Genomic DNA, 13,799 nt, shown 5'->3' on the forward strand with positions numbered 1-13,799 from the left:
TCCCAGAAAAAGGGCTAGACTGTGATTTACTTTAACAACGCAGTCTGGTCCTATGCATCGTGTTAAAAACTTCCTGTCGTTCGTTGTCTTTTTCTTTTTTCTGGCCCTGCTGCAGGGCTGTGGTGGCGGTGGGGGAGGCGGCGACGATGCACCTTCGGTCAGGCTGGTTTCGCTGGAACTCTCATCGATCGATTCAGCGCTCGAAGTTGGCGATGAACGGCAGCTCAGAGCCGCCGGCCTCTATTCCAATTCAACCGCGGAAGATCTCAGCACCCGGGTAACCTGGTCTGTCGACGACGAGAGCGTGGCAACGGTGTCCGGTTCGGGCCTGCTGACGGCTCTGGCGGTGGGCACGACGACGGTCAGGGCCAGCCTTGACGGGCTGTCGGCCCAGCGCTCAGCGACGGTCTCTCCGGCGAGCCTGCAAGCAATTTCGATCAGCGCCCCGGTTTCCCGGGTTGCCGTGGGTATCAGCACCCGATTCTCGGCGGTTGGCCTTTACTCGGACGGACAGCGGCGGGACATCAGTGATCAGGTGGCCTGGTCGGTATCAGACCTTAACGTGGCAACGATTGATCCGGACAGCGGTCTGCTGACTGGCGCCGCGGAGGGTGAGGTCACCGTGACGGCAAGTGAAGACGGCGGCCTGAACGGAACCGCCGAATTTACCGTCAGCCCCGCCACCCTGCAAGGTTTGCAGGTCAATCCCGCCTCCCTGAGCCTGGCGAGAGGCACCTCGCGTTTAGTGGCGGTGACCGGCATTTTCTCTGACGGCAGCAACCAGAACGTGACGGAACAGGTTGGCTGGAGCAGTTCTGCCGAGAACCTGGCGGTTGTGACCGGCAGTTCGCTTGTCGAGGCCCTGGAACAGGGAACTGCCACTCTGACAGCGAGTCTGGAAGGCGAGCAGGTGGATTTGGCGGTGACGGTCACCGATGCAGATCTGGTATCCCTTTCTCTGACGCCGGTGAACGCAAGCATACCCCTGGGTCTATCCCTGCGCTATGTCGCTCAGGGAACCTTTACAGACGGTAGCGTGCAGGATCTGAGTGATCTTGTTACCTGGACGTCCTCTGATCAAACCGTTGCCGTGATCAGTAACAGCAGCAGTTCTAGAGGCAGAGTGGACACACTGGCCCTGGGCACCTCAACTATTACCGCCGTCGCCGATGGCGTTGCGCAAAGCACCGACTTGACGGTAGATGATGCCCAGCTAACCAGTATCGACCTCGAACCTACCCAGCAAACGGTGGCCAATGGCAGCGATGCCACGATTCGTGCTTTTGGCCAATACACCGATGGAAGTCGTATCGATATTGGCTCGTCAGTCAACTGGAATACCGGCAGTCCCGGACTTATTGATCTTACCTTGGTAGCTGATGGCAGGATCAGAACTCTTGCCCAGGGGGAGGCACTGGTCACCGCCGAACTGGACGGTATTAGCAGTCTGGCCAATATCAGTGTCACAGATGCCATTCTGACCAGTATCAGCATCGAATCTGCCGCCACTAGCCTGGCCGATGGGACCAGCCTGAAGCTGATTGCCCGCGGCCAGTTTTCGGATGACTCCAGTCAGGATATCAGTGACCAGGTGACCTGGGAGACCAGTGATAGCAGTGTGTTAACGGTCGTCAATGGCGGAGCAGAGGCTGGCACAATCACTGGCCAAAGGCCGGAAACTGCCACTATTTTCGCAAGGTTTGGCGGGGAGATTGGTCAGGAAATTTTTACAGTCAGTCCGGCCGTGATCGAAAACGACGGCCTGTTGATAATGAGCCCCAAAACTGACCTTAATGTGAATGAGGGCGTCCAGGCTAGCGCGCAGGCAACTTACTCCGATGGTTCAGTTCAGGACGTCACTAACCAGGTTAACTGGACAAGTAGTCAGGTTTCGATCGCCTCGGTGGACAATACCCAGGGTAACAAGGGTCGAATCAGGGCTTTGTCTGTAGGTGAGACGCAAATCAGGGCCTCAATAAGCGGGGTTCAGTCAAACAATCTGCCGGTCACCGTTACTCAGAACCCTGACCTGCCGATCGCGCTCACGGTCAGGCCGCAACCAAATATTATCGTCAATGACGGAAACGACCCGTCCGACATCCGAATTAACGTCATTCCAGCCTTGCCGAGTGGCACAGTTGCCGATGGCACAACCGTGATGCTGACGATCAACGAGGGTGAGACGGAACGCATGGAAAGCCTGTCCACGAATGATGGCGTGGCCAGCTACACTTTGAGGTCGAATCACACGGGCGTTGTGACGCTAACCGCAACTCTCGGCGATCTGACCAGCCGTGCAGGGGTGCTTGCCACTCCCAACCTGGAAAACGCCATCATCGCACAGGGGCTGAGCCAGGCAGTTTATGAAAACGACACTTTAAAGGCCGACAGCATCTTCGTTTTGCTGGTGCGAAACCTGTCTAACCGGGTGTTCAACGTCGATAGAATCAGTATCCAGTATCTGGATCCCAACAATGATAATCAGGCGGTTCAGTTCCCTGGCTCGCCTTTCACGAGCCCGGAGGCTACCAGTAATGGGGACTTGACCGCCGGCGAATTCACCTCGATCGGCTATCAACTGGATAACGACATCGAGGCCAGCGTTTACGAGATTATCTACGAGTTTTCCGATGACACTGTCGGGACACTCCAGCCGCTCAGGGGGCGATTCGATTTTGCGGCACCGTAATTTGGGGTTTGTGTCACTTTCTTTTACACCGGGGTGTTACGTTGAAAAGCCAACTGTTTGAAAATCACCCACTTGAGTTCTTGGGTATGGATTATGCGTGATAAATCCCCTGCACGGGGGTCGATTCATCGGCTGTAATTTGGATCAGGTATTGACTCCTCCCAATGGAATGCATGCCCTCGGCATGAGAAGGAGTTTATGTCATGAAATTCAGCACCGTCGTTCGTCACTTTTTCTTTGGTTTTCCTTTTGTTCTTTTCGCCGCGCCCGCGCTGTCCGTGCCGGTTGATCTTTCCGGTTGGCAGATTAATGGCAGCGGAAACTGGTCTTTACAAAGTAACCCGGAGCCGAGCGACTCTGTGTTCCAGAGTCTGAACAGTCGTCCAACGGTTTTCTTCAATGGCCAAAATAGCCAGGGTACAGCTCTGGCGGGTTCGATTGAGGTACAGACCACGTCAGACGACGACTTTATCGGGTTTGTGCTGGGCTACAACGACGGAGATCTGTTTTCCGACGATGCCGACTACATTCTTGTTGACTGGAAGCAAGGTACTCAGAGTGGGTGGGATGCCGGCATGGCCATTTCACGAGTAACAGGCGCTATTGACACTTGTGGAACCTGCACGGCCTCCGATGCGTGGCAGCATACGGGAAACGTTGAAGTTCTGGAGCGTGCTGCCACCCTTGGTAATACAGGGTGGCTGGATAATACCTCCTACCTGTTTGATATCGTCTTCACTTCGTCGAACATTCAAGTGCTTGTCAACGAGGTGCTTCAGTTCGATATTGACGGCAGCTTCCAGGATGGATCTTTCGGCTTCTACAACTTTTCGCAACCTGATGTGTTGTATGCAGGTATAACTGAGGAGGAAGCTCCGGATCCCGACCCCGGGAATGGCTCTGATCCGAAGCCGGTGCCCACCCCCGCCAGCCTTGGCCTGATGATTCTCGGACTTCTCGGTTTGGCGCTGAAAAGGCGTAATCCGATCAGGCAAACATCTGTCTGAACGGCTGTCTTGCTCAGTTGTGATGCAGCTCCTGAAGACACTGTAGTCATGTTAGACTTGCGCCTCTGAAAACACTGGCGTGGTATTAATGATGGTTTTGGTGTGCGGGAGCTGCGAAGACGACGAGTCCTGGATGCGTCGTGCCCTGCAACTGGCAGGGCAGGCTGCCGCCGCGGGTGAAGTTCCGGTGGGGGCGGTGGTTGTCCTTGACGGCATGGAAGTTGGTGCCGGCTTCAACGCACCAATCAGTGGCTGCGACCCTACTGCCCACGCTGAAATCCGGGCCCTGCGCGACGCGGCGCAACGCGTCGGAAATTACCGGTTGCCCGGTGCTACCCTTTACGTCACCCTTGAGCCCTGCACCATGTGCGTTGGGGCGATTGTTCATAGTCGGATCAGCCGATTGGTTTTTGGCGCTGCGGAGCCAAAAGCCGGCGCTGTAGAATCTACCCGACGGACGCTGGACGAAGACCATCTGAACTGGCAGGTAGAGGCCACCGGCGGCGTGCAAGCCGATCAGTGCAGTGACATAATTCAGCGGTTTTTCGCCAACAGGCGGGAAGCCCACCGTTTACGCAAACAGCGAACATCAGGGAAGGAGCAGTAACAGCCATGAAAGTACTGGTAACCGGCGGAGCCGGGTATATAGGCAGCCACGTGGTGCGGCAACTGGGCGAGGCCGGGCACGACGTCGTGGTGTTCGATAACCTGTCTACTGGCTATCCGTGGGCGGTGACCTGCGGCGAGCTTGTGGTCGGTGATCTCGCCGATGAGGCTGCCATCGAACAGGTATTTTCAGCCCACCAGTTCGAGGCTGTGCTTCATTTCGCCGCCAACATTGTGGTGCCAGAGTCCGTCGAAAATCCCCTGAAATACTACAGCAACAACACCCGTAATACCCTTAACCTGCTCAAGGCCGTAGAAAAGCACCGCATTCCCAGAATGGTGTTTTCTTCGACGGCGGCTGTTTACGGCATGCCGGAGCAGACGGTGTTGACCGAAGACCTGCCGCTGGCACCAATCAATCCTTACGGTGCGTCCAAGATGATGAGCGAGCGGATGATCATGGACCTGGCGGCCGCCAGCTCCCTGAATTATGTCATTCTGCGTTACTTCAACGTCGCTGGCGCGAATCCGGATGGGCTGCTGGGGCAGGCCACGCCCGAGGCCACGCATCTGATCAAGGTCGCTTGCGAGTGCGTTACCGGCAAGCGTGAAGGTATGAGCATTTTCGGTACGGATTATGACACCCGCGACGGCACCTGCATCCGTGACTACATTCACGTGGAAGACCTGGCCAAGGCGCACGTAATGGCGCTGGACTACATGGCCCGCGGTGGCGAGTCTCAGGTGCTGAACTGTGGCTATGGCCGTGGCTTCACCGTTCGCGAGGTGATCGATATGGTCAAACTGGAATCGGGCATGGAGTTCAGTGTGACCGAAACCGGGAGGCGGGCAGGTGATCCCGGTGCGCTGATGGCGGATAACACCAGAATAAAAGAAGTGCTGGGATGGGAACCGTCATTCGATGACCTGAAGACCATCGTCTGCACTGCGCTTGCCTGGGAAAAAATCTGGGTAGAGAAACAAATCAAGACATCTAACGAGAGATCGGGAATTTAAGGATGAAGATTACTATTTTTGGCACCGGGTACGTTGGCCTTGTAACAGGCGCCTGCCTGGCTGATGTTGGCCACCACGTTCTTTGCATGGACGTGGACCATGGAAAAATTGAAAAGCTGAAAAACGGGCAGATTCCGATCTACGAGCCCGGGCTTGAGTCCATCGTCAAGCACACGGTCGAGGCCGGTCGTCTGGCATTTACCACTGACACGGAAGAGGCCGTCGGGCACGGTACGCTGCAGTTTATCGCCGTGGGTACGCCGCCGGATGAAGACGGCTCCGCTGACCTGCAATACGTCACCGCCGTTGCACGCTCCATTGGTCAGTACATGACAGACTATAAAGTGGTAGTGGACAAATCCACCGTGCCGGTGGGAACAGGCGACAGGGTAAAAGCGGCCGTACGCGGTGAACTGGACAGGCGCGGCCTGGAACTGGAATTCGACGTGGTATCAAACCCCGAATTCCTGAAAGAGGGCGCGGCCATCAACGATTTCATGAAGCCGGATCGCATTGTCGTCGGTACCGACAGTGACCGTGCCATGGATCTGCTGCGTGAGGTTTACTACCCCTTCAACCGAAGCCACGACCGCATGATTTTCATGGATATCCGGTCTGCGGAGCTGACCAAGTATGCCGCCAACTCCATGCTGGCCACCAAGATCAGCTTCATGAACGAAATCGCCAACCTGGCAGAGCGCCTGGGTGCGGACATCGAGAACGTTCGCCGGGGAATCGGCTCTGACCCACGTATCGGCTATCACTTTATCTACCCTGGCTGCGGCTATGGTGGCTCCTGCTTCCCCAAGGATGTGCAGGCGCTGACGCGCACCGCCAGGGACTGCGATTATGACAGCCGCCTGTTGAACGCGGTGGAGGCCGTCAACAACGCCCAGAAATACGTGCTGTTCGACAAGATCAGCCATTTCTTCAACGGCGACCTGAAAGGCAAAGTGGTTGCTGTATGGGGCCTGGCGTTCAAACCCAACACCGACGACATGCGCGAAGCATCTTCCAGAACCCTGATGCAGGAACTATGGAAAGCCGGTGCCACGGTTCAGGCCTTTGACCCGGAGGCCATGGAAGAGACCCAGCGCATTTTCGGCGACCAACCAGGCCTGACCTTGTGTGGCACCAAAGAGCAGGCAATCAAGGGGGCTGATGTACTGGCGATCTGTACAGAGTGGAAAGAGTTCCGTTCACCGGATTTCGAGGCCATTGCTTCAGCGCTCAGTGACAAGGCGGTATTTGATGGCCGTAACCTCTATGAGCCGGAAATGCTGGAGCGCCATGGCATGATCTACTACGCCATCGGCCGTGGCCGGAACCAGTTTCACGGAAACTGAAGGAGCCGAGATGAGCAGCGCCGTGCCGTTTGTGCTTCATGAAAAGCTGGAGGCCGATACCATACCCCTCGGCCACAGCCAGCTGTGTGAGGTGCGACTGATGAACGACAGCCAGCTGCCCTGGGTGCTGCTTGTGCCCCGGGTGGCGGATATTCGCGAAATTTACCAGTTGCCCAAACAGCAGCAGATGAGGCTGGCGGAGGAATCGTCCCTGTTGGGCGAGGGAATGATGGACGCGTTTTCCGGCGACAAGTTCAACGTGGCAGCACTGGGAAACATGGTGCCGCAGTTGCACCTGCATCATATTGTCCGCTTCGAGGGCGACCCGGCCTGGCCAGGCCCGGTGTGGGGAAAGCTGACGCCTGAACCTTATGACGAAACTGGGATTGCGGAATTCAGGGCCCGGCTTCGATCAACCCTCGACGCCCTGAAATAGTCTCAGTTGCCGCGATCGGCAATCGCCCGGGAGCCGACCAGGATGATCCGGAGCTCGGCTTTCAGTTTGTCTTTCAGGACTTCTTTTTCAGCGCTGGTGGCATCCAGTGCCTCTGCGCCCTGATTGAATACCAGCGTCACCATGGCCTCCGCAACCAGTCTTGAGCTGTATAGCGGTCGGTCACGTTCTTCAGCAATGCGTTTCAGGTCTGCTTCCAGCTCTGCCACGAAATGATCAATCTCGGCCCTTATCGCGGTTCGGAAAGGTTTTGAAACACCAGTGCTTTCCCGCAGCATCAGCCGAAACAGGTTGGCGTTGTTGCCCAGGTATTCCATGAAGGTATCCACAGACGTGCTGATGGCGCTGCCATCCCGGGCGATCCGCTTGCGCGCCTGGCGCATCAGCTGGCGCAGAGCGACGCCGCCTTCGTCCACCAGTTCAAGCCCCAGTTCGTCCAGCTCGTTGAAGTGCCGGTAGAATGACGTTGGCGCTATGCCCGCTTCCCGCGCGACTTCCCGCAGGCTCAGGCTGCCAAAGCCGCGCTCGGCGCTTAGCAGGGCCAGGGCAGCGTCCATCAGGGCGCGCCTGGTGCGCATTTTCTGTTCGGCTCTGGTGGTCAAGATCACACTCCAAGGGCTTTAAAAGGGCCTCATTCTAGTCTTCAATCACCAAACCGTCATCTACGAACCCTTTACGCACACGGTGCCTGATTTTCAGTGTCATTGTGTTTATAATGGCGCACTTTTCGCACACATCAGAATCAATTCGCACACATCAGAAAGAACGGGAACCGGTATGCGCAGTCACTATTGCGGTGGGATCAATGAATCCCACATCGATCAGGAAGTCACACTTTGCGGTTGGGTGCACCGTCGCCGCGATCATGGCGGGGTTATCTTTCTGGATCTTCGTGATCGGGACGGCATGTCCCAGGTGGTGATTGACCCGGATACCCCTGAAAGTTTTGCACTGGCGGAAAAGGTCCGCAGCGAGTTTGTGATCCAGATCACCGGCCGGGTACGTCGCCGTCCGGCCGGCACCGAGAACAGCAACATGTCCACCGGGCAGGTTGAAGTGCTGGGTAAGCAGCTGGCCATTCTGAACGCCGCTGCTACGCCGCCGTTCCCGCTGGACGAGCATGTGGATGTGGGCGAGGACGTGCGCCTCAAGTACCGCTTTGTGGACCTGCGCCGCCCGGAAATGATCAACCGCCTGCGGTTCCGTTCGCGGGTCACCAGCTATGTCCGCAACTTTCTGGACAGCAACGGCTTCATGGATGTGGAAACCCCGATTCTTACCCGTGCAACGCCCGAAGGCGCCCGGGATTACCTGGTGCCGAGCCGTACCCACGAGGGTTCCTTCTTTGCGCTGCCGCAATCGCCGCAGCTGTTCAAACAGTTGCTGATGGTGTCCGGCATTGACCGTTACTACCAGATCGCCAAGTGTTTCCGCGATGAAGACCTGCGCGCGGATCGCCAGCCGGAATTCACCCAGATTGATATCGAGGCTTCCTTCGTTGACGAAGAAACCCTGATGTCCCTGACCGAAGACATGACCCGCTCGCTGTTCCGGGATGTGATGCAGGTGGATCTGCCCGAGTTTCCGCGCATGCCTTATGCTGAAGCCATGCAGCGATACGGCAGCGACAAGCCAGACCTGCGAATCCCCCTTGAACTGATCGATGTGGGCGATCTGGTTGCCGGTGTGGATTTCAAGGTATTCGCCGGCCCTGCCAACGATGAGAAGGGTCGCGTTGCCGCCCTGCGAGTGCCCAAGGGCGGAGAGCTGACCCGTAAGCAGATCGACGACTACACCAAGTTTGTGGGCATCTACGGCGCTAAAGGTCTTGCCTACATCAAGGTCAACGACGTATCGAAAGGCGTTGAAGGCCTGCAGTCACCGATCATCAAGTTCCTGGGTGACGATGTGGCCCAGGCCGTGATTGAGCGTGTTGCTGCGGAAGATGGCGACATTGTGTTCTTCGGTGCCGACAAGACCAACGTGGTCAACGAAGCCCTGGGCGCGTTACGCATCAAGGTCGGTCACGATATGAACCTGCTGACGTCCGAGTGGGCACCACTGTGGGTGGTGGATTTCCCAATGTTCGAGGAAACCCCGGACGGTGGCCTGACCGCCATTCACCACCCGTTTACGGCGCCATCCTGCACACCGGAAGAACTGGAAGCCTCACCGGCAACCGCTCTGTCCCGCGCGTACGACATGGTTCTGAACGGTACCGAATTGGGCGGTGGTTCCATCCGTATTCACGATCAGTCTACCCAGGAAGGCGTGTTCCGCGCTCTGGGCATTGCCGATGACGAGGCCCGCGAAAAATTCGGCTTCCTGCTGGATGCTCTGAAATACGGCTGTCCTCCTCACGGTGGTCTGGCCTTTGGTCTGGACCGGCTGATCATGCTGATGACCGGCGCAAGCTCAATCCGCGACGTGATCGCCTTCCCGAAAACCCAGAGCGCCACCTGTCTGATGACCCAGGCGCCGGGCGAGGTGACCGACAAGCAGTTGCGCGAATTACACATTCGCCGCCGCAAGCCGGCCGCCAAAGCGGGCGAGGGCAACACGGCCGATCAGGAGTAACAGTTGAATCGGGGCGCCTACGGGCGCCCTTTTGTCATCAGCAGACTGTGCGTTATTCGAGGAAACCGAGTGCCGATCATCATGGGCGTCGACCCCGGCTCGCGAATCACCGGTTACGGTGTTATCCGCGTTGACGGGCGGGTGATAGAGTATCTGGACAGCGGTTGCATCCGCGTTGGCGAAAAGCCCATGGCGGAGCGGCTGCAGACCATTTTTCACAGCCTGGCGACCCTGATTGGCGAGTACCGGCCAGAGGAATTCGCTATTGAGCAGGTCTTCATCGCGCGAAACCCGGATTCAGCGCTTAAACTCGGCCAGGCCCGCGGCGCGGCGATTGTCAGCGCGGCCAATAGTGGTCTGGCCGTGCATGAATATTCTGCCCGTCAGGTAAAGCAGGCCGTAGTAGGCAAGGGCGGTGCCGATAAGGCGCAGGTTCAGCACATGGTTCAGGTACTGTTGGCGCTGTCCCGCAAGCCTCAGGCGGACGCTGCGGATGCGCTGGCCATTGCCCTTTGCCATGCACACATGAGTCAGAGTATTACCCGTTTGGCCGGGAGTGGCGGGAAGGTTCGCGATGGGCGAGTTCGGCGCTAATTTTTGTGAGTTTGGGACCTGCCCCCTTGCTTCGGCACTGTCCAGTGCAAAACCCTAGAAGAACTGATAAAAAAGCTTTGTTGATCAGGAGGAATGCCGGTGATCGGTCGAATACGTGGAATGCTCATTGAGAAATCGCCAGGGCAGGCACTAGTAGAGTGTTCAGGTCTTGGTTATGAAGTCGACATTCCGCTAACCACTTTTTTCAACCTTCCCGATCCTGGTGAAGAGGTGGTGCTCCACACCCATTTTGCAGTTCGTGAAGACCACCAGAGCCTGTTTGGCTTCTCTGCTCGATTTGACCGGGACCTTTTCCGCCAGTTGATCAAGGTAAATGGCGTCGGACCCAAAATGGCCGTTGGTATTCTTTCAGGCCTGGATGCCACTCAGTTCATTCGCTGCGTTGAAGCCCGTGATATTAATTCCCTGGTCAAGCTGCCGGGTGTGGGCAAGAAAACGGCAGAGCGGCTGCTGATTGAGATGACTGACCGGATCAAGCAGCTCGAAGGCCAGTTTATCCCTAATACAGAAGGCGTAACTCCGACAGACTCGGCGGCCGTTCAGCCGGTGCCTGCAGGCCATTCGCCGGTCGAAGAAGCCGAGTCGGCGCTGATCTCTCTGGGCTACAAACCCCAGGAAGCCACCAAGGCCATCAGCCGAATTGCGGAGGAAGGTATGTCCAGTCAGGAGCTTATCAGGCTGGCATTGCGGGCTATGATTCCGGCAAACTGACTCGTACAGAGATCGCACAGGCTCCCACAAGCCCTGTCCGTTGGCGCAGGCACCTGTTGCAGGATCGAGTTAATGTGTATAGAGCGTAACGTGACAGTAAACCGGCGGTTCGTAAAATTGCGGTAAGATGTTGATTCACTCCAGCGAGTACACCAATGATTGAGTCAGATCGCCTGATCACAGCCCAGGCAGGCCAGTACGAAGAAGTTCAGGACAGGGCTATTCGCCCCGGTGTACTGGCCGATTACGTAGGCCAGCCAGCGGTTCGTGAGCAGATGGATATCTTTATCTCTGCCGCTCGTGGCCGTGAGGAAGCGCTGGACCACGTGCTGATCTTCGGTCCGCCCGGCCTCGGCAAGACCACACTTGCCAATATCATTGCCAACGAAATGGGCGTTTCCATCAAGACCACCTCCGGCCCTGTACTGGAAAAGGCCGGTGATCTGGCGGCCATGCTGACAAATCTTGAAGCAGGTGATGTGCTGTTTATTGATGAAATCCATCGCCTGAGTGCGGCTGTGGAAGAAGTGCTGTACCCCGCCATGGAAGACTACCAGCTGGACATCATGATCGGTGAGGGCCCCGCGGCCCGGTCGATCAAGCTCGACCTTCCGCCGTTTACGCTGGTTGGCGCGACCACCCGCGCCGGGCTACTGACTTCGCCACTGCGGGATCGCTTCGGCATTGTTCAGCGCCTGGAGTTCTACAACACCAAAGACCTGACCAGTATTATCCTGCGCTCTGCGCGACTGTCCTCGGTCAGCATTGATCAGGGCGGGGCCTTTGAAATTGCACGTCGCTCAAGGGGTACCCCGCGAATTGCCAACCGGCTTCTGCGCCGGGTAAGGGACTTTGCCGAAGTGAAGGCCGATGGAAAAATCAGCGAATCCATTGCCGATCAGGCGCTAAACATGCTGAAGGTAGACGCTCAGGGTTTCGACCATATGGATCGCCGCTTACTGCTGGCGATGATCGAAAAGTTCGACGGGGGTCCCGTGGGCGTTGAAAGCCTTGCCGCTGCCATAAGTGAAGAGAGGGGCACTATAGAAGATGTGCTGGAACCCTTCCTTATCCAGCAGGGGTTCATGGTGCGCACCCCTCGCGGGCGCATGGTGACGTCCAATGCCTATCAGCACTTCGGTGTCACGCCTGCAAATCCTGACCGGGAGGACCTCTTTGACTGAGTCCGCGGTAAATCCGTTTTCGTTGCCGCTGAGAGTTTACATCGAAGACACGGATGCCGGCGGCATTGTCTATCACGCCAAGTACCTGCATTACATGGAGCGGGCCCGAACCGAGTGGGTGCGCAGTTTTGGCGTAGGGTTGCGTGACGGGTTGAGCGACAACATCAGTTACGTCGTACAGAAACTGTCAATCCATTATGGTGTACCGGCAAAGCTGGATGACCAGTTGAGCGTTACAACCGAACCCGTGGGCTTCGGCCGGGTATGGATGGATTTTCGGCAGCGCGTGATCAGGGTGTCGGACCAGAAAGAGCTGGCCAGCGCCGATGTGCGTGTTGCCTGTATTGCGCTGGATTCCGGGCGACCGCGCCGTTTGCCGCCAGCCATGGCGGAACTGCTTGCGCACAGCCACAAACCGGTTTAACGGCCGAACGAAAGAACGAACAAGGAGCTAAAGGTGGAGTCAGAACTTTCTGTCTGGTATCTCATTGCGAATGCCGGAGTACTCGTTCAGCTGGTCATGCTGTTGCTGGCGCTGGCGTCGGTGGTTTCCTGGGCGCTGATCTTCCAGCGCATTCAGGTGATGAGAAAAGCCAGGCAGGCGCAGCTCGCTTTCGAAGAGCGGTTCTGGTCCGGCATGGACCTGGGCAAGCTCTACCGGGAAGTTACCGAGAACCCGACGCCGTTTTCCGGGCTGGAATCCCTGTTCCGAGCTGGCTTCAAGGAGTTTTCCCGCCTGCGTCAGCAAAGCCGGGATGCAGATGCGGTGATGGAAGGAACCCAGCGGGCCATGAGGGTGGCCTTCTCCCGGGAACAGGAGCGTCTGGAGGCGCATCTGCCGTTTCTGGCCACTGTCGGCTCCACCAGTCCCTATGTCGGCCTGTTTGGTACCGTGTGGGGCATCATGAACTCGTTCCGGGGCCTTGCGCAGGTCCAGCAGGCCACACTGGCCACCGTGGCCCCGGGTATTTCCGAGGCCCTGATCGCCACTGCCATGGGCTTGTTTGCCGCGATTCCGGCGGTTATCGCCTATAACCGGTTCTCGGCCATGTCGGATGCACTGCTGAAAAATTACGAAACCTTTGCAGACGAGTTTTCCAGCATCCTCCACCGTCGGGTCCACAGTTCCGAGGAGCAGGGCGCATGAAAGGTATGGGAATGATGCCTCCCCGGCAGAGCAAGCCAATGTCGGAAATTAACGTGGTGCCCTACATCGACGTGATGCTGGTGCTGCTGGTGATTTTCATGGTGACGGCGCCGATGCTGACCCAGGGGGTCAAGGTGGATCTGCCGGAAACCACCTCGGAACCGATTCAGTCAGACAAAAACGTGGAGTCTATTGTGGTGTCGGTGGATAGTAACGGCGCCTACTTCATGGAAATTGGCGATGAAAGCAGCCAGCCCATGGCCCTTGAGTCTGTGCGTGACCGGGTCTCCAAGATTCTGGCCCAGCGCTCAGACCGGGAAGTTCTGGTGCGTGGCGATGAAAACGTCGGATACGGCACGGTTGTGCGGCTGATGGCGCAACTGCAGGCGGCTGGCGCATCGAATGTCGGCCTGATCACTGAAGCACCGGCAGGTAATGAGTAAATT

Annotated in this window: 14 protein-coding genes; 13 read left to right on the top strand and 1 reads right to left on the bottom strand. The window is 57.2% G+C overall.

What is annotated here, in order from left to right:
• Positions 1-52 precede the first annotated feature (52 nt).
• From E5Q11_RS02675 to E5Q11_RS02700, 6 genes are all read left to right on the top strand, one after another.
• Positions 53-2,689 (top strand): Ig-like domain-containing protein, encoded by a 2,637-nt coding sequence (locus E5Q11_RS02675; RefSeq protein WP_135801848.1) that lies wholly within the window; start codon positions 53-55, stop codon positions 2,687-2,689.
• A 203-nt stretch (positions 2,690-2,892) separates the two neighbouring features.
• The gene (locus E5Q11_RS02680) at positions 2,893-3,696 is read left to right on the top strand and encodes a PEP-CTERM sorting domain-containing protein (protein WP_135801849.1); all 804 of its coding nucleotides are present in this window, start codon (positions 2,893-2,895) and stop codon (positions 3,694-3,696) included.
• Between the two features lie 88 nt (positions 3,697-3,784).
• Positions 3,785-4,303, top strand: a complete 519-nt coding sequence (tadA, locus tag E5Q11_RS02685) for a tRNA adenosine(34) deaminase TadA (RefSeq protein ID WP_225314965.1) — start codon at positions 3,785-3,787, stop codon at positions 4,301-4,303.
• Between the two features lie 5 nt (positions 4,304-4,308).
• On the top strand, positions 4,309-5,319 hold the full coding sequence (galE, locus tag E5Q11_RS02690) for a UDP-glucose 4-epimerase GalE (protein ID WP_135801850.1): 1,011 nt from the start codon (positions 4,309-4,311) through the stop codon (positions 5,317-5,319).
• 2 nt (positions 5,320-5,321) lie between these two features.
• A complete protein-coding gene (locus E5Q11_RS02695; RefSeq protein ID WP_135801851.1) occupies positions 5,322-6,665 on the top strand; it encodes a UDP-glucose dehydrogenase family protein in 1,344 nt (447 codons plus the stop codon).
• A gap of 10 nt (positions 6,666-6,675) precedes the next feature.
• On the top strand, positions 6,676-7,101 hold the full coding sequence (locus E5Q11_RS02700) for an HIT domain-containing protein (protein ID WP_135801852.1): 426 nt from the start codon (positions 6,676-6,678) through the stop codon (positions 7,099-7,101).
• A 2-nt stretch (positions 7,102-7,103) separates the two neighbouring features.
• Here the strand turns inward: E5Q11_RS02700 and fabR are convergent, their stop codons facing one another.
• Positions 7,104-7,721 (bottom strand): HTH-type transcriptional repressor FabR, encoded by a 618-nt coding sequence (gene fabR, locus E5Q11_RS02705; protein ID WP_135801853.1) that lies wholly within the window; start codon positions 7,719-7,721, stop codon positions 7,104-7,106.
• 175 nt (positions 7,722-7,896) lie between these two features.
• Between fabR and aspS the strand changes: the two genes are divergently transcribed.
• The 7 genes from aspS (at position 7,897) to tolR (ending at position 13,796) form a co-directional block, all read left to right on the top strand.
• Entirely contained in the window at positions 7,897-9,696 is a 1,800-nt protein-coding gene (gene aspS / locus E5Q11_RS02710; RefSeq protein ID WP_135801854.1) for an aspartate--tRNA ligase, read from the top strand.
• 69 nt (positions 9,697-9,765) lie between these two features.
• Positions 9,766-10,290 carry a crossover junction endodeoxyribonuclease RuvC gene (gene ruvC / locus E5Q11_RS02715; protein ID WP_135801855.1) on the top strand — a complete coding sequence of 175 codons (525 nt, stop codon included), beginning with the start codon at positions 9,766-9,768 and terminating at the stop codon, positions 10,288-10,290.
• A gap of 99 nt (positions 10,291-10,389) precedes the next feature.
• Positions 10,390-11,022: a Holliday junction branch migration protein RuvA gene (gene ruvA, locus E5Q11_RS02720; RefSeq protein ID WP_135802409.1), complete on the top strand. Its 633-nt coding sequence runs from the start codon at positions 10,390-10,392 to the stop codon at positions 11,020-11,022.
• Between the two features lie 155 nt (positions 11,023-11,177).
• Positions 11,178-12,206 (top strand): Holliday junction branch migration DNA helicase RuvB, encoded by a 1,029-nt coding sequence (gene ruvB / locus E5Q11_RS02725; RefSeq protein WP_135801856.1) that lies wholly within the window; start codon positions 11,178-11,180, stop codon positions 12,204-12,206.
• Entirely contained in the window at positions 12,199-12,630 is a 432-nt protein-coding gene (locus E5Q11_RS02730) for a YbgC/FadM family acyl-CoA thioesterase (RefSeq protein ID WP_225314964.1), read from the top strand. The genes ruvB and E5Q11_RS02730 overlap by 8 nt, the downstream gene beginning before the upstream one ends.
• Before the next feature lie 33 nt (positions 12,631-12,663).
• Complete coding sequence (gene tolQ / locus E5Q11_RS02735; RefSeq protein ID WP_135801858.1) at positions 12,664-13,353, top strand: protein TolQ; 690 nt, start codon at positions 12,664-12,666, stop codon at positions 13,351-13,353.
• Positions 13,350-13,796 carry a protein TolR gene (gene tolR / locus E5Q11_RS02740; protein WP_135801859.1) on the top strand — a complete coding sequence of 149 codons (447 nt, stop codon included), beginning with the start codon at positions 13,350-13,352 and terminating at the stop codon, positions 13,794-13,796. The genes tolQ and tolR overlap by 4 nt, the downstream gene beginning before the upstream one ends.
• Positions 13,797-13,799 lie beyond the last annotated feature (3 nt).

Source organism: Marinobacter confluentis, from assembly GCF_004785685.1.
GTDB classification, from domain to species: domain Bacteria; phylum Pseudomonadota; class Gammaproteobacteria; order Pseudomonadales; family Oleiphilaceae; genus Marinobacter; species Marinobacter confluentis.